At 45.7% G+C, this 16,693-nt stretch carries 16 protein-coding genes and 1 riboswitch; of the genes, 1 reads left to right on the top strand and 15 read right to left on the bottom strand.

Annotated features, from left to right (window positions below; translation table 11 throughout):
• Positions 1 to 4: 4 nt before the first annotated feature.
• Positions 5 to 1,303 carry a VTT domain-containing protein gene (locus LSG31_RS04765; RefSeq protein WP_347438258.1) on the bottom strand — a complete coding sequence of 433 codons (1,299 nt, stop codon included), beginning with the start codon at positions 1,301 to 1,303 and terminating at the stop codon, positions 5 to 7.
• A gap of 416 nt (positions 1,304 to 1,719) precedes the next feature.
• Positions 1,720 to 1,866, top strand: a riboswitch (cyclic di-AMP (ydaO/yuaA leader).
• 128 nt (positions 1,867 to 1,994) lie between these two features.
• On the opposite strand from LSG31_RS04765, the gene LSG31_RS04770 reads away from it, so the two are divergent.
• Entirely contained in the window at positions 1,995 to 3,827 is a 1,833-nt protein-coding gene (locus LSG31_RS04770; protein WP_347438259.1) for an APC family permease, read from the top strand.
• A gap of 102 nt (positions 3,828 to 3,929) precedes the next feature.
• On the opposite strand, the gene LSG31_RS04775 is transcribed toward LSG31_RS04770, so the two are convergent.
• The 14 genes from LSG31_RS04775 to atpD form a co-directional block, all read right to left on the bottom strand.
• Positions 3,930 to 4,283, bottom strand: a complete 354-nt coding sequence (locus LSG31_RS04775; RefSeq protein WP_347438260.1) for a DUF1146 domain-containing protein — start codon at positions 4,281 to 4,283, stop codon at positions 3,930 to 3,932.
• A 133-nt stretch (positions 4,284 to 4,416) separates the two neighbouring features.
• On the bottom strand, positions 4,417 to 5,913 hold the full coding sequence (locus tag LSG31_RS04780) for an NADH-quinone oxidoreductase subunit N (protein ID WP_347438261.1): 1,497 nt from the start codon (positions 5,911 to 5,913) through the stop codon (positions 4,417 to 4,419).
• Positions 5,914 to 5,916: 3 nt separating this feature from the next.
• Positions 5,917 to 7,443: a complex I subunit 4 family protein gene (locus tag LSG31_RS04785; protein ID WP_347438262.1), complete on the bottom strand. Its 1,527-nt coding sequence runs from the start codon at positions 7,441 to 7,443 to the stop codon at positions 5,917 to 5,919.
• Positions 7,444 to 7,446: 3 nt separating this feature from the next.
• Positions 7,447 to 9,327: an NADH-quinone oxidoreductase subunit L gene (gene nuoL / locus LSG31_RS04790; protein ID WP_347438263.1), complete on the bottom strand. Its 1,881-nt coding sequence runs from the start codon at positions 9,325 to 9,327 to the stop codon at positions 7,447 to 7,449.
• A gap of 42 nt (positions 9,328 to 9,369) precedes the next feature.
• Positions 9,370 to 9,681 (bottom strand): NADH-quinone oxidoreductase subunit NuoK, encoded by a 312-nt coding sequence (gene nuoK / locus LSG31_RS04795; protein ID WP_347439441.1) that lies wholly within the window; start codon positions 9,679 to 9,681, stop codon positions 9,370 to 9,372.
• On the bottom strand, positions 9,678 to 10,202 hold the full coding sequence (locus LSG31_RS04800) for an NADH-quinone oxidoreductase subunit J (RefSeq protein WP_347438264.1): 525 nt from the start codon (positions 10,200 to 10,202) through the stop codon (positions 9,678 to 9,680). Before LSG31_RS04800 ends, nuoK begins: the two co-directional genes overlap by 4 nt.
• Positions 10,199 to 10,660 carry a NuoI/complex I 23 kDa subunit family protein gene (locus tag LSG31_RS04805; protein ID WP_347438265.1) on the bottom strand — a complete coding sequence of 154 codons (462 nt, stop codon included), beginning with the start codon at positions 10,658 to 10,660 and terminating at the stop codon, positions 10,199 to 10,201. Before LSG31_RS04805 ends, LSG31_RS04800 begins: the two co-directional genes overlap by 4 nt.
• Before the next feature lie 33 nt (positions 10,661 to 10,693).
• The gene (nuoH, locus tag LSG31_RS04810; protein WP_347438266.1) at positions 10,694 to 11,683 is read right to left on the bottom strand and encodes an NADH-quinone oxidoreductase subunit NuoH; all 990 of its coding nucleotides are present in this window, start codon (positions 11,681 to 11,683) and stop codon (positions 10,694 to 10,696) included.
• Entirely contained in the window at positions 11,683 to 12,786 is a 1,104-nt protein-coding gene (locus LSG31_RS04815) for an NADH-quinone oxidoreductase subunit D (RefSeq protein ID WP_347438267.1), read from the bottom strand. Before LSG31_RS04815 ends, nuoH begins: the two co-directional genes overlap by 1 nt.
• Positions 12,787 to 12,796: 10 nt before the next feature.
• Entirely contained in the window at positions 12,797 to 13,543 is a 747-nt protein-coding gene (locus tag LSG31_RS04820; protein WP_347438268.1) for an NADH-quinone oxidoreductase subunit C, read from the bottom strand.
• The gene (locus LSG31_RS04825) at positions 13,544 to 14,083 is read right to left on the bottom strand and encodes a NuoB/complex I 20 kDa subunit family protein (RefSeq protein WP_347438269.1); all 540 of its coding nucleotides are present in this window, start codon (positions 14,081 to 14,083) and stop codon (positions 13,544 to 13,546) included.
• A complete protein-coding gene (locus LSG31_RS04830; protein ID WP_347438270.1) occupies positions 14,074 to 14,442 on the bottom strand; it encodes an NADH-quinone oxidoreductase subunit A in 369 nt (122 codons plus the stop codon). The genes LSG31_RS04825 and LSG31_RS04830 overlap by 10 nt, the downstream gene beginning before the upstream one ends.
• A gap of 351 nt (positions 14,443 to 14,793) precedes the next feature.
• Entirely contained in the window at positions 14,794 to 15,207 is a 414-nt protein-coding gene (locus LSG31_RS04835; protein WP_347438271.1) for a F0F1 ATP synthase subunit epsilon, read from the bottom strand.
• 42 nt (positions 15,208 to 15,249) lie between these two features.
• On the bottom strand, positions 15,250 to 16,662 hold the full coding sequence (gene atpD, locus LSG31_RS04840) for a F0F1 ATP synthase subunit beta (protein WP_347438272.1): 1,413 nt from the start codon (positions 16,660 to 16,662) through the stop codon (positions 15,250 to 15,252).
• Positions 16,663 to 16,693 lie beyond the last annotated feature (31 nt).

Raw genomic sequence — 16,693 nt, forward strand, 5'->3', positions numbered from 1 at the left:
CATTTTAATTGCCAAATCTTTCATATCGTAAAATACGAAAGACCTCTAACAATATGATATTGAACGTTAGCCAAACTCCTCCAAATACAAATCCCGCCATGACATCGTTGGGAAGCTGAATGCCAAAATAAATCCGACTCAATCCTAATAAAATGGATACAAAAATCACTGAAAATAAAGCAAAGACACGAATCCATGCTCTTCCGTAATGGCGAACGAATAAAAAAGCCGAAAACCCATAAACCGTTATCGATAGCAATGACTGTTCACCCGGAAATATACGAGAGGTTTCGTTTAGAAAAGGCCTTTTCGTACCCAATAAAGCGAAAATGGATTGCAGCATCTCTTCCAGGATCCCTCCGCCAATCATCACTACCAGTAAAAAAATAATTTCAAGTTTTTTGTCTTTCCCCTTTATAAGAATCCAAAGCGTCGCCAAAACAGCCAAAGGTATCAAAATTTTATAAGATGCCAATGCGGAAAACCCCTTCATCCAAGGAGTCCAATCCTTGCTGAAAATCAAATGTATCAAAAGTATTGTAACGGTATTAAAATCTTGAAACTCATTTGCCAAATAATCTTGAATAAGACCAATCATCAATCCAAAAAGCACGAGAAATACGACTGCAGTTCCAGCAACAAAAAATTTCACGCGTCCTAATGAATGAAATGTGTACACCGCTTTGCTTATGATTGTTTTTGTGGATTCAAAGATTTGAATACGGTACTTTTTGTAAACATAAAAAGCGATGATAACTAGCGCCAAGTATACAAAGCCGATGATTAAATACTTTTCAATTGTACGTTGATACTGCTCCCACTGCGGTCCCAAGATCTTTCCAAGCGTAATAAATGTCGAAACCCATATCAATGCACCCAGATATGCGTAAACAGAAAAAACACGATACGGAATTTTTGTGATACCTGAAAAATATCCGGTAATGTGGCGAACTCCAGGAATGAAATATGCTACAACAAGCAATTTATTCCCATACTTGCCAAACCATTGCGACGTTTTTTCCACTCGTTCCGGGCCCATATGAAATTTATGCCCGTATTTATGAAAAAAAGGAGTTCCAAGCCTGTAGCCGATCCAATAGGAAAAAGTAATGCCAATCATCGCTCCAAGCCCTGCCGAAACGATTGAAGAAATCCACCCCAATTTTCCCTGAAAGATGAGAAAACCGGCATACATCATAATGATTTCTGTGGGAATGCCGAAAGCAACAAGTTCAATCATCAGTGATACAAATAAGACCAGGTATCCGTATTGATTCAGCCACAAAGTGATATTTGCCAACAATTTCTTTCCCCCTACTTTTACCCAACATATAAGTGCGTGTTCAAAAAGTGGTTAAGTAAGACACAAGGAGTGCGAAGCCGAAGCACGAAAAGGCGACGGAGTGTACGTGTTTGGTACATGAGTAAGCCTTTTTGGGATTCGGCAAAGCAATCCGCCGTGGAGTTTTGACTACTTTTTGAACATCCTCTATAAGAAAACACGTATGAGAAACTACATATACCCTTTTATTATTTCTCAATCGATAGCTACTTGCAAATGGAACTGCCAGAGAAACTTTGAAAATCAACGGCCCAATTAAAGAAATCGCTTTCTTTACAGGGAAATGAGTTAAACTCTCGTGTTTTTTAACAAAACTCGCTTTGCTATTCTATTCTAGCCAGAGTATGATTCCATTCATACCCATTAAACAAATATTGCACTCAAATTCGCTGAATTCCGTGAAGGAAACGGGGGAACCAACGGAGAGAAATTTTCTTGCCGGGGTGAATCCTGTTGAATACAGGTAGGGCGACTCTCACGTCCGAATCCGTCAGCTAACTTCGTAAGCGTTTTAGAGAGGAGGAAATTTCATGTGCAAGCATGGCTTGTTTCACCATGCATAAAAGCCGCGGAAAGATTTACTCTTCTGTGGCTTTTTTGTTTTTTTGGGCAGTCTAAAATAGAGAAGTTAGAATCAGGGGGGCACAGAGGAATGACAACCCAATCGTTAAAACGATTATTATTGGGACGACCGTTAAAAACAAGCGAAGCGGAAGCTGAAAAAATGCAGATTTGGAAGGCGTTGCCCATTTTGTCTTCCGATGCTCTTTCGTCTGTGGCATACGGTACGGAAGAAATCCTGCTCGAATTGATGGTTGTCGGAAGTGTTGCTTTCTCATTTGCTTTACCGGTAGCATTGGCAATTATATTACTTATCGGGATTTTGGTCATCAGCTATCGTCAAGTGATTGATGCGTATCCACAAGGAGGAGGCGCCTATGTTGTTGCAAAGTACAACTTAGGAATGGCATGGGGGCGTCTTGCCGGAGTATCTTTATTGATCGACTATACCCTAACAGTCGCGGTGTCAGTATCTGCCGGCGTTCAAGCGATTACTTCCGCCTACCCTGCGTCCATACCCTATATTGTTCCGATTGCTTTGTTTCTTGTCTGGCTGATGGTGTGGATGAATCTGCGGGGCACATCCGAATCAGGAACCGTATTTGCGTTTCCGACATACTTGTTTATCTTCTGTATGTTGGCTTTGGTTGGAAAAGGGTTGTTCGACCTAATGTCTGGAAATATAGTAAAACCTGTAAGTATACCTGGTACAATTCCAACCGGATTGACGTTGTTTATCATACTTAAAGCGTTTTCTTCCGGTTGTTCGGCTGTTACCGGAATTGAGGCGATTTCCAATGCGGTTCCGCATTTTCGCAAACCTTCTCAAAAAAATGCAAAACTAACGATGCTTACGCTTGGCATCTTGTTGACCATTATTTTTGGCGGGGTAACAGTTTTGGCATTGGCATATGGCGCAACTCCTGATCCGACCGGAAACACTTCCGTACTGTCGATGGTTGCCGAACACGCCTTTGGCCGTGGAGCATTTTATTTTATCACGCAGTTAGCCACAATGGCTATTTTAACATTAGCTGCCAATACCAGTTTCAATGGTTTCCCGATCCTTGCTTCCATCATGGCACAAGATAAAAACTTCCCAAGGATGTTTATGAATCGGGGGGATCGTTTAGCATACAACTATGGAATTATCGTATTGGGCATATTGTCCAGCATACTTTTAATTGTGTTTAAAGGAAAAACGGATCTCTTAATCCCGCTTTATGCAATTGGAGTTTTTTTATCATTTACATTATCGCAAACAGGCCTTGTTCGCAAATGGCTGCAAGAACGTCCCAAAGGTTGGCAACGTAAAATTCTGATCAATGGAATAGGAGCCATAGTGACACTCGCCGTTGTCATCATTTTCTGTATTACAAAATTTACGGAGGGCGCCTGGATTGTCATTGTTGCATCGCCTATTTTGCTGTGGATGATTACGAAAGTTTACAAACATTATGAAGCCGTTGCGAAAGAATTGCGAGTCAATTTGGAAGAACCGCTGCCAAAAAAGGGGTCTGTTATTATTATACCGGTCGCGGGGATTCATCGAGTGGTAGTGTCTACCGTTGCGTATGCAAAGACACTTTCCCCGAACATTATTGTATTTTATGTTGCCTTTAGCGATGAGGATGCAGAAAAAATGGAAGCAAGATGGGAGCAGTGGAACCCAGGCGTTCGGCTTGTCATTTTCAAATCACGCTACAGATCCGTAACAAAGCCCCTTTTGGAATTTATTGATCGGATTGAGAAGCGCGTAGAGGAAAAAGATGTCATTACGGTGCTTTTGCCACAATTTATCGTAACAAAATGGTGGCACCGTTTGTTGCACAATCAATCTGCCTTTCGTATCCGATCGATCTTGTTGGCTCGTAAAGATATAGTGATTTCAACTGTCCCTTACCACCTGCACGAAAGAGATTAGACATACACGAAAAAGATTAAAAAGGAAAGCATATCCATTGGAAAGCATATTCTTTGGAAAGGATATGCTTTTGTTTTTTAACGCTTTTTTTATTCGATGTTGTTACCAGTGGCGCAATAATATCGTTGCATTTACGTATTGCATAAAAAAGTCGGACAGTTGCGTACCTAATAAAATCGCCACAATCAATCGCAATATGCGAACAGAACCGCTCGCCGGATGTTTGGCAAATATCTCCCAACGCACGTTTCCCAATGCATACCAAGAAATCACAATACTGCCCATCAGAAAAATCAGTTGCAATGCACCTTCCGATCCCAAACTTAACGCATAGCCGGAACCTGCTGCCATGTTTTTCACCGCCTTTCTGCCATCCCCACTGTTTTCGTCACCCATCCTGCCTTGCTGCCATCCAGTCTGCCTTTTCGCCGTCCATCTTGCCTTTTCACCGACCATCCTGCCTGCCGGCTTGCACCCGCAATTTGAAAAAAAGAGCCTCTTTTCGAGAGGCTCTGCCCAATCTGCGTACAACAGGAACAGCAGAATCGGAATCGTCAGAATCGTTGGCTTACAAATACTTGTTGCCGCATTATCCAAACCAATGCAAGTTGCTGAGTACGTTTAACAGCAAATCCGGGTACACTCCCAAAAGAATGGTACCCAGTACGCACAGGATCAGTACGGAATTTGCACCAAAGGAAATGTCTATTTTTTTGCCTTCCAATACTTCTGCCGGTTCGCGTACGAACACTCGCCGCAATACGCCAAAATAATAGTAAAACGCAATGGCGCTGGCCAGGAATAAAATCGCCGCCAGCCAGATGAAGCCGAAATTGATGGCTCCGATAAATATGTAAAACTTTCCAAAGAAACCGGATGTAATCGGAATCCCTGCCATTGACAGCAAGAATACCCCCATACAAACTGCCAACCATGGAGAACGTTTGTACAATCCCGCATACCCATCGATATCGTCCGTACCGACTTCCTGGCTAATGACTGCATGAACGGTAAATGCTCCTACTGTCATAAAAACGTAAGCAGAGAGGTAAAACACGATTTGGCTTAACCCCTGCCAGAGATTCGCTTGTTGTGTCGCTTTTCCCAGTACAGCCAAAGGAATCAATACATATCCGGCTTGCGCAATGCTGGAATACGCCATCAAACGTTTAAAGTTGCGCTGCGGCAATGCGGCAACGTTCCCCACAATCATCGTGACTGCAACGATCACCGCAATATATAGATACCAGGAATCGTAGTGGTGGCTGTATCCCCAGATGAATACGCGCACCATCATCGCAATCGCTGCTGCTTTTGACAAAACTGCCAGAAAAGCGGTAATAGGTGTCGGTGCGCCTTCGTATGCATCCGGCGCCCACATATGGAACGGCACAAGGGATACTTTGACACCGAAACCGATCAGCAGAAACAAGAGCGACATCAAAATCAAGGCAGGCGCCTGATCCCACATTTGCGCCAATTGGGAAGATGCCTGTGCAATATTCGTAGTTCCGGTAAATCCATAAATAAACGACATTCCGTACAAAATAAAGGCAGATGCAATCGAACCTACCACAAGGTATTTCATCGCACCTTCGCTCGACTTCGCTTCATCGCGCCGCAACGCAATTAATACATACGACGTGATCGAAAGCAGCTCAAGACCCACATATAATGTGATCAATTCCAGCGCCGATGCCATAACCATCGCACCGACTGTGGCAAACAACAGCAAATACGGATATTCACCGATATGCAATTGAATTCGCTTGTTGTAATCGATCGACATCAACAACACAAATCCGGTCGTAACTAAAAACAGCAGTTTGAAGATACTGCTATACCCATCGACATAATACAGTCCCTGCGCCACAACCACCGGCTGTGACAGTCCGAATTGCCGCACTGTCAGGCCGATCGCAATCACAATGCCCAGAATCGCCAACCATGTCAAAGACTTGCGGGACTCTTTCGATATAAACAGATCAAGAACCATCAACAAGAATGCAAAACCTGTCAGTACTACTTCCGGTGCCATTCCTGCCCAAATTTCATGAAACGTTACCATAGCTGCTGGCTGGTTCACGGTTTACCCTCCTATCCTCGTCACGAAGGTTTGCACCGTTTGATTCACAACATCGCCTAATACTGCCGGATATACACCGATCAAAATAATACAAGCGAGAAAGACAAAGATCGGTATATATTCGATCGCGCGAACATCGTCCAGTCCCTGCCAAATGCCGCGGGACGGACCAAATGTCGTACGCTGCATCGCCCACAGCAGATATACGGCTGCAAGAATCAATCCGAGTGTACCAAATGCGGACAGTACAGGGAAAATGGCAAACCCTCCGATAAACGATGTGATTTCACTGATAAATCCACTCATGCCTGGAAGGCCCAAAGAACCCAAAGACGCCGCCAACCATACACCCGATAAAATCGGCATGGATTTGGAAAGCCCGCCGAGTTCGTGGATCTGTGTGGTCTGCGTCCGATCCTGAACGGCTCCAAGTACAAAGAACAACAAGCCAGACAAAAGCCCGGAAGATACAATCATAAAAATGGCACCTTGAATGCCGGCGCTATTATGCGCTGCAATCCCTAATAAGACAATTCCCATGTGGCTGATCGTCGAAAATGCGACAAGCCGTTTCCAATCCTTTTGCACCATGGCCACCAATGCGCCGTACAAAATATTGATGACGCCAAGTACAGCGATCAATGTCGCATAATGTGCCAAAGCGTCCGGCAAGATGCCGACGCCGATTCGAATCAGCACATACGCGCCAATTTTCATCAAGACGCCGCCAATCACCATACTTAAAGCCGGGTTTGCAGATGCATGCGTATCCGGCAACCAGGTATGGAATGGGAAAAATGCTTCTTCAATCAAGACTGCGATAAATAAAATCATGAACAATCCGTATTTCAACGCAAGCGGAACGTTTGCCGCCGTTTTCAGAACTGTGCCAATCGTCACGAAATTGGTGGAGATTTCACCTGTGCCGCCGATTGCAGCCATGTAGGCCAATCCGATAAAGGAAATGAGAATCCCAATACTTGCAATCGCCCGATAGACGACGAATTTCGTAGCCGTATGCTGGCGGCGTTCCCCGCCCCAAATATTGATCAGGAAGTACACAGGCACCAACGTCAATTCAAGGAAGAAGAAAAACGCAAACGCATCAAGGGATGTAAAGACGCCAAACAGTCCTGTAATTAAAAGCAAGTACCAGAAAAAATACGATTTTATCCGGTATTCAATCTTCCACGAAGCGATAACCGCCAAGAACGATATAACGGCTGTTAAAATGACAATCGGCAATGACAGTCCGTCAACACCCATGAGCAGCGATACAGTCAACGTGTGATCCCCGCTTTGATCTGCATAGGCATGCGGGATATGGATCCAGTCAAAGGAAGATGTGAACTGCATGCCGGTCGCTGTCGTATCATATTGGGACCATAAGATCAATGCGAGTATCAAGGGCAATAGCGTTGCCAAAAAAGCAATCCCCCGAACGGCTCCATTGGATCCTTTCGGCACGAACAGAATCAACAAAGCGCCTAACAATGGAAGGAGTGTCAGAATCAAAAGCGAATTCGTCATGAATTACACGCCCCCCTGTATCAATAATGAGATTCCCAAAAGGATGATCGCGCCAAACAAGGAGATCAATCCGTATGTTTGGACTTGCCCCGTCTGTCCATATTTCAAACCAAGTCCGGCGATGTACGTACCTTCACCAAATACGGTGACGACTCCATCGATGATCCAACGGTCGATTCCGTTCAGGATTTTTCCAATCCAGACAACCGGAATCACGATCACATAATGGTACAACTCATCCATATAAAATTTGCGGAACGATACGAGATACAGGAAACGAAGGGAGTTCGCCCATGTTTCCGGGTTTATGACTTTCCACCAGTACATGGCAGCCGCAAGCAGGATGCCAAGCAAACCGATGATGCTGGAAATCGTCATCAAAGCGACATTCGGTTCGTAGGTGACGCCTAATTTGCCGCCTTTTTCAAGGAAACCGGCAAATGCCTCATGGGTCAGCGGCGAATTCAAGAATCCTGCGACCGTTGCGAGAATCGCCAAAAGAACAAGAGGCAGCGTCATGACCCAGGAACCTTCATGCGGATGCTTTTCCCCTTTATATTCACCGGTGAACGTCAGGAAGTACACGCGGAAAATATAAAATGCCGTAAAGAATGCCGCGATCACACCCAAATAAAACAGCGTCATATGACCGCTATTGTATGCGCCCAATAAGATATCATCTTTCGACCAGAAGCCTGCGAACGGCGGGATTCCCGATAATGCCAGCGCACCGGCCAAAAACGTGATCGCTGTTACAGGCATTTTTTTGAACAATCCGCCCATTTTGAAAATATCCTGTGTATCAACCGCATGTATCACGCTGCCTGCTGCCAGGAATAATAACGCTTTGAAAAAGGCATGTGTCATCAAGTGAAACACGCTGGCAACATAGGAGCTGACGCCTAGCGCCATCATCATGTAGCCAAGCTGTGAAACCGTGGAATATGCAACAACCCGTTTAATATCCCTTTGTGTCAATCCGATACAAGCTGCAAAAATTGCCGTAATGCCTCCTATGTATCCAACAACAGTCAATGCATCCGGGGATGCGGCGAAAAGCGGAAATGTCCGTGCCACCAAGTAAACACCGGCTGCCACCATTGTTGCGGCGTGAATCAAAGCGGAAACAGGAGTCGGACCTTCCATCGCATCCGGCAACCAGACATGCAGCGGAAATTGTGCAGATTTTCCGATCGCCCCGATAAAGATCAATATCGCCGTCAATGTGATAAACGCTTGGGGACTCATCCAGTGAACGGCAAAGTGATGTGCTTGCACCGCTTTAAAAATGGCATCGTAGTCAAACGAGCCCGTGCCGAGGAACAAAAGAATAATACCGATAAACAGACCGACATCCCCGATCCGCGTAACGATAAACGCTTTTTTGGCCGCTTCTGCCGCTTCCGGTTTGAAATACCAGAATCCCACCAGCAAATAGGAACATAAGCCGACAAGTTCCCAAAACATGTATACTTGCAGCAAGTTTGGAGAAATCACCAAACCCAACATGGAAAAAATAAACAGATTCAAGTATTGATAGAACACTCCAAAACGTTCGTCTCCATGCATATATCCCCTGGAAAACAGCAATACCAATGTACTGACAAACGTTACAACAACCAACATCATCGCATTCAGCGGCGTGACTTCGTAACCGACCGATATCGAATGCCCCGCAATGCTGATCCATGGATATGTAACCGCCGGGTGGATGCCATTTTGTACGACGTCATTCAAAATCAGGAATGACAGCACAAATGCAACGAGCACAAACAAAACGCTGACAGTTGCTGCAATGCTTTCTTGTACCTTCCTGCCGAGGATCAATACCACAAGATATGCGAGCAAAGGCAGGAAAGGGACAAGCCAGGCATACTGTACCATACAATCACCTTTCTCCTATTAGAGGTTGTTCGAAACTGCTTGCTACCATTTCATTTGATCCATATCCCGGATATCGCTCGTATTCCGGTTGCGATACAATGCAATCAACGTAGCAAGACCCACTGCAACTTCAGCAGCCGCGACCGTCATCGAAAACAATCCGAATACTTGGCCCGTGATGTTTGGGATCGCCCCATATTTCGAAAAGGCAACCAGATTAATATTCACAGCGTTCAGCATCAACTCAATGGAAACCAACACGATTACAAAATTCCGTTTGGTCAAAGCACCGAACAATCCAATACAAAATAAAATCGCAGACAGCGCCAAAAACGAAGATAAAGGAACCATTATTGGTCGCCCTCCTTTCTTCCTAATACAACCGCACCAACCAAAGCGACAATCAGTATTAAGGAAACGAGTTCGAATGGGATGGCATATTGTGTGAATATCGCTTTGCCAATCGTCGCTACATCGTTTCCCGCTGATGGATCCGGGTTATTCAATGGCACCCATTGTGTTTTTCGAATTCCCGTAATCAAAACAAGCAAGAGAATGATTACGCCGATCGCAGAAAACACATACTGGGAAGCTTTCGTCTTCAGATGATCCAAATCGTGCGGTGTCAACATGACGGCAAATAACATCAAAATCGTTACGGCGCCAGCATAGATGGCAATTTGGGCCACACCCAAAAATTCAGCGTTCAGCAAGAAATAGAGGCCGGCAATTCCAATAAACACGCCACCGATGGCAACTGCCATATACATCGTCTTGGTAGTGCTTAACATGGCCACACCACATCCGATGATCCACAATGCCAGGATAAAAAAAGCGATCATCTGTCCGCTTAACGGAACTCCCAAAAACGTCACGCTTTGTCACCTACTTTTCCGGCCGTATCCTCTGCAGTCTCAGCGACTGCAGTTGGCTCAGATTTGGTGTAGAAAAGATGATTTTGATACAGCCATTCCATATTTTTATAGAGGTCGTCCCGATTATACTCCGCCAATTCAAAGCGATCTGTCATTTGAATCGCCTCCGTCGGACACACTTCCGTACATAATCCGCACAAAATGCAGATCTCAAAGGCGATATCATATGTGTCAATCCGCATTTTTTTATTTTCGTCACGATGTCCGCTTAACGAAATACAGCTTGTCGGACAAATCCGGGCACACTGGTGGCACACGATACAAGTATCGATATTAAACTGGTGAATACCTCGAAACCGTTCCGGCCACTGCGGTTTTTCTTCCGGATATTGAAGGGTGACTTTCTTTTTCGGTATCTGGCTTAACGTTACGCCAAGTCCTTTGAGGAATCCAAACATGCTTGCTCACCCCCGATTTATTGAACATACCATTTATAATAAGACCTTCACAATTGCGGTTATCACAATATTCAGGATGGCCAACGGCATCAGCACTTTCCAGCTAAAGGACATCAACTGGTCTCCGCGAATCCGCGGCATTGTCGCGCGAATCCAATACATGAAGAAAATGAATACGCAGGTTTTGATTCCGAACCACAACCAGCCAGGTAAAAACGGACCTGACCAGCCACCCAGGAACATCGTTGCGCCTAATGCCGACATGGCAAATACGTATACATATTCGGCCAGCATAAAGAACGCGAACCGGAAACCTGTGTACTCTGTATGGTAACCGGCAACCAGTTCGGATTCGGCTTCCGGCAAGTCAAATGGCGTCCGATTCAACTCGGCGACAGCAGAAATGAGAAAGACACAGAACCCTAGTATTTGCGGAATAATGTTCCACAAATGGCTGGCATGCTGCTGTTCGACAATCTGATTGAGATTCAGAGAGCCATCCATCAACACAACGCCGATCAACGACATCCCCAGGGGAATTTCATAACTGACCATTTGCGCGCCGGAACGCATGCCCCCGATCAGAGAGTATTTATTGTTGGACGCCCAACCACCCAGCACAACCCCGATGATCGTCATGGATGACAAGGCGATATAATACAATACACCGACATTGAGTCCTGCTGTAAACACATGCGTTGCCGAGAACGGTATGACTGCCAGTACCATAAACGACGGCGCAAATGCGATAATCGGCGCCAGCATGAACAGCGAACGATCAGCGGCTGCCGGAATCACGTCTTCTTTTAAAAGCAGTTTCAACACGTCCGCAAGAGATTGCAGCAAGCCAAGGGGACCCACCCGATTGGGACCGATGCGGTTTTGCATCCAGCCGATGACCTTCCGTTCAAAGTAAATCAGATACATAACGACGAACAAAATAAAACCAAGAACGACAACAGCGCCGATGACCATTCCAAGAAATGTGGAAAGGGATAAGGGTTGATCCTGCCAATGCAGCATTACGCATCGACCTCCCCTAAAACAATGTCGACAGCTCCGAGAATTGCAATCAAGTTGGCCATTGACTGGCCGATGAGCAGTTCGCGCAAAATTTGCAAATTCACAAAGGAAGGTTTTCTAAGCTTCAGCCGATACGGTTTGTCTTTTCCTTCACTGACAATATAAACGCCCAGTTCCCCGCGAGCACCTTCGATGGAGGAATAGTATTCGCCTGCAGGTACACGAATTAATTTGGGAACTTTTCCAAGCACCGGCCCTTCCGGTATGGCTTCCAATGCTTGCTCGACAATTTTCAGCGATTCCATAAGTTCCTGGATATGGCAGATGTATCGATCGTAACAATCGCCATTCGTCCCCGTGATCACTTCAAAATCAAATCGATCATAAATCGAATACGGACGATCCCTGCGCAAATCCCACTTGTAGCCGGTGCTGCGCAAATTGATGCCGCTCAATGAATAATTGATGGCCGTCGCCGCATCAAATTTTCCAATACCCTTTACACGGTTTAGAAATATTTCATTGCCTGTTACCAAGTCGTGGTATAACTGCATGCGATCCTTCATGTATTTCACAAAGGCTTTCGCTTCGTCGATCCAGCCTTCCGGCGCATCCCATCTGACACCGCCGACGCGCATATAATTGTAAGTGAGTCTGGCGCCGCAGATCTTGTTGAACAAATCGACGATTTGCTCACGATCCTGAAACGCGTATAAGAATGGGCTCATGGCACCCAAATCCAATAGATATGTACCCAAAAACACGAGATGCGACGCGACACGGTTCAACTCTGCCACGATAATTCTCAGATATTGCGCCCGCTCAGGCACTTCAATATCCGCTGCCTCTTCGACCGCATGAACAATTGCAAAATTGTTCAACATGGAAGATAAATAATCGAGACGGTCTGTATACGGGATAAACTGTGTATATTGCAGTCCTTCCGCAAGCTTTTCCGTTCCCCGGTGGAGATACCCGATGACCGGTTGCGCATCTACGATTGTTTCACCATCGACTTTTACAACCAAACGAAACACGCCATGTGTACTCGGGTGCTGGGGACCAACATTCAGTAACATTTCTTCAGTACGAATCTGTGCCACTTTTATCCCCCTAATCCATCACAGAATAGTCTTTACGTAACGGATGCCCTTTCCAATCGTCAGGCATCATGATACGGCGCAAATCGGGATGTCCCGTAAACTGTACGCCAAGCAAATCAAAAATCTCCCGTTCTTCCCAATTGACTCCCTGAAAAACAGATGCCAATGAAGGAAGCGCCGGGTTTTCCCGGTCTGCACGAGCTTTGACGCAAATATAGTAATTCTGGGTCATGGACTGGACATAAACAGCCACTTCAATGTATCCTTTCGCAGGATAATCCGTTCCAGCCATGCATTCCACATAATCGAGCGCAATCGAAGGTTCGTTTTTCAAATAGGTTACCACATCAAGCCACGCATCGTTTTTAACGACAAGAGTCGGACGGAATTTTGCCAATAGAGCTTCTTCCAGGACACCCGTTCCAAACTCTTTTTCCACTTTTGCACGCAGTTCATCAAGCACCTTTTGCGCTTCCAGTCGGCGAGGATCCGGGGGAGCATCTTCTTTCGCCGCAGCTTTCGCAGGTCTTGCAGGCTTCGCTTCCGACTTTCCGTCCGCCTGTGCTTCCTTTGCGGGCGTTGCAACAACCTTCTTCTCAGCAACAGCCTTCGCGACAATCGGCTTCTCAGATGCAGCCTTCTCGGTAACCGGCTTTCCCTCCACATTGGATTCTTTCCTGGGAATTGCTTCTTCTTTTGTATCAGCTGTTACGGGCGTTTCTGTTACAGGCGTTTCATTTTGCCGATCATCCGCCATTTATCGTTGCACCTTCTTCCCACGGGCCTCAAGTTTGATTTTCTCTTGCAACATATTGAGACCATAGATTAATGCAGGTGGAGATGGCGGGCAACCAGGGATGTACACATCCACCGGGACGATTTGATCGACGCCTTTGACTACAGAGTAGGAACGAATATACGGCCCGCCTGCCGTCGCACAGGAACCCATTGCAACAACCCATTTGGGATCCGGCATTTGGTCATACAAACGGCGCAGCAACGGCCCCATCTTCTTGGTGACCGTCCCCGCGACAATCATTACATCCGATTGCCTTGGCGATGCGCGAAATACGATCCCAAATCGGTCAAGATCATAATGGGACGCACCTGTACCCATCATTTCAATGGCACAGCAAGCAAGACCAAACGTCAATGGCCACAAGCTATTGCTGCGTGCCCATGCTTTCACTTGTTCAAGTTTGCCCACCAATACATTTTGCTGCAATTGACGTGATTCTTCCGGCGTAAAACCTTCATATTCGATTTTTGGCAATTGATTCAGGTTTACTACATCCATTCCAACACCTTCTTTTTCCATGCATAGAGCAAACCAATGATCAGCATGAAGATAAAAAACAACATTTCAACCAGTCCAAACGCTCCCAGTTGCTTAAATGTTGCTGCCCATGGATATAAGAATACGATTTCAACATCAAAAACAACAAAGAGCAAAGCAAATAAATAATACCGGACATTGTAACGGACGTGGGCTTCTCCAAATGGTTCGACTCCGCTTTCGTACGTTGTGAGTTTTGCTTTGTAAGGATTTTTGGGGCGAATGAGCGGCCCAAGCACAACGATCGAAGAGAAGGGAAGAAAAATGCCCAAGAGCAGGAACAATACTACAAATAAATAGCTGTTCCAGTATGAGAACATAGTAGTCCCTCCAAAATTGAGAAAAATTTCACAGATTCTTGAATAGCCTTCACTATTATAGCAAATGTAAAAACTACTGTAAAACAATAGCTTTTTGTCAAAACTTTATTAAAAACACAGCCAATTGCCTGATTTCCTGCAGATTATCCATATCTTCATATAAAAAGTTTTTGATTTCTTGATTTGAAAATTGTGTGAACGATTGAAAGAATTACTTAAAATACAAAAACCGCATAATTTCCAAAAATGAATATTCTCTAACATGAGGAAAAAGGTGCCCGTAAGGCACCTTTTCATTTGTACATAGTCTATTCTCACGAAATACGAAATATTCGCGACAACAGAATCGTTTCAAATCGCTTTATTTTTCTGCAACGCAGCTTTCAAACGTAATTCCGCACGTTCCAATGCTTTCTTTGCGCGTTCGACATCAACAGAATCATCCTTGCCCGCCAGACGTTTTTCCGCACGTTCTTTTGCCGCACGTGCACGATCCACATCAATCTCTTGCGGCGACTCTGCCGTATCTGCCAAAATCACTACGCGCTCCGGTGTTACATCCATAAATCCGCTAGTTACAACAAACTGTTCCTCGGCATTGTTTTTTTTGATCCTTACAATCCCTGGCTTTAATGTTGTCATTAACGGCATATGTCCGCGCAATACGCCCAAATCTCCGTCGCCACCGCGAGCGATAACCATATTGACATCATCTTTGTATACAAGACGATCCGGTGTAACAATCTCGAGTGGTACAGTTCTCATTACGCTAACCTCCTACGGCTATTGTCCTAAACCGGGAGTCGATTAGGCCATAAGCTTTTTCGCTTTTTCAACCGCTTCTTCAATGGATCCTACATAACGGAACGCTTCTTCCGGAAGGTTGTCATGCTTGCCTTCCAGAATTTCCTTGAAGCCGCGAACGGTTTCTTTCAGCGGAATGTATTGACCAGGTGTACCGGTAAACTGTTCTGCCACGTGGAAATTCTGCGACAGGAAGTTTTGAATTCTCCGTGCGCGCGCAACTGTCGACTTGTCTTCATCAGACAACTCATCCATACCGAGAATCGCAATAATATCTTGCAGCTCGCGATATCTTTGCAGAATTCGCTGCACGCCGCGAGCGACCTGGTAGTGTTCTTGTCCGACGATTTCCGGCGTCAAGGCACGAGATGTCGATGCAAGCGGATCTACAGCCGGATAAATCCCCAACTCTGTCAACTTGCGTTCCAAGTTGGTTGTAGAATCCAAGTGGGCAAATGTCGTTGCCGGAGCCGGGTCTGTATAGTCGTCGGCAGGAACGTAGATCGCCTGGATCGATGTGATCGAACCTTTTTTCGTCGATGTGATCCGTTCTTGCAATTGCCCCATCTCTGTCGCCAATGTCGGTTGATAACCAACGGCTGACGGCATCCGGCCAAGCAATGCGGACACTTCGGAACCGGCTTGTGTAAAGCGGAAAATGTTGTCGATAAAGAGCAACACGTCACGCTCTTCCACGTCACGGAAATATTCTGCAATCGTCAAACCGGATAATGCCACACGCATACGCGCACCCGGCGGCTCGTTCATCTGACCGAACACCATTGCCGTCTTATCGATAACGCCTGAATCCTTCATTTCGTGATACAAGTCATTACCTTCACGTGTACGCTCGCCGACACCGGCGAAAACAGAAAATCCACCGTGCTGTTTGGCAATGTTGTGAATCAGTTCCTGAATCAAGACAGTCTTGCCGACACCGGCACCGCCGAACAAACCGACCTTACCACCCTTGATATAGGGTGCCAATAAGTCAACAACCTTAATACCGGTTTCGAAAATTTCAATCTTTGTAGATAAATCGGCATATTCCGGTGCGGGGCGATGAATCGGATTGCGCTCCGATGTAGCAACATCTCCTTGCTCATCGATTGTATCGCCCAGTACGTTAAAAATCCGGCCCAGCGTCGCTTGACCTACAGGTACAGAAATCGGTGCGCCCGAATCGGCCACTTCCATGCCCCGAACAAGACCATCCGTAGAAGACATGGCAATTGTACGAACGACGTTATCACCCAGATGCAATGCTACTTCACAAGTTAAATGAATATTACGTTCTGAAGAATTTTGTGCCGTATATTGAATGGTGACAGCGTTGTTGATCTCCGGCAGTTGTCCTTCCGGAAACCGCACATCAACAACAGGACCTTTCACCTGCACAACGTATCCTTTACTCATTCTTCGTTTCCCCTCCAATCACGGTAAACGA

The sequence above is a fragment of the Fodinisporobacter ferrooxydans genome, assembly GCF_022818495.1.
Classification (GTDB): Bacteria; Bacillota; Bacilli; order Tumebacillales; family MYW30-H2; genus Fodinisporobacter; species Fodinisporobacter ferrooxydans.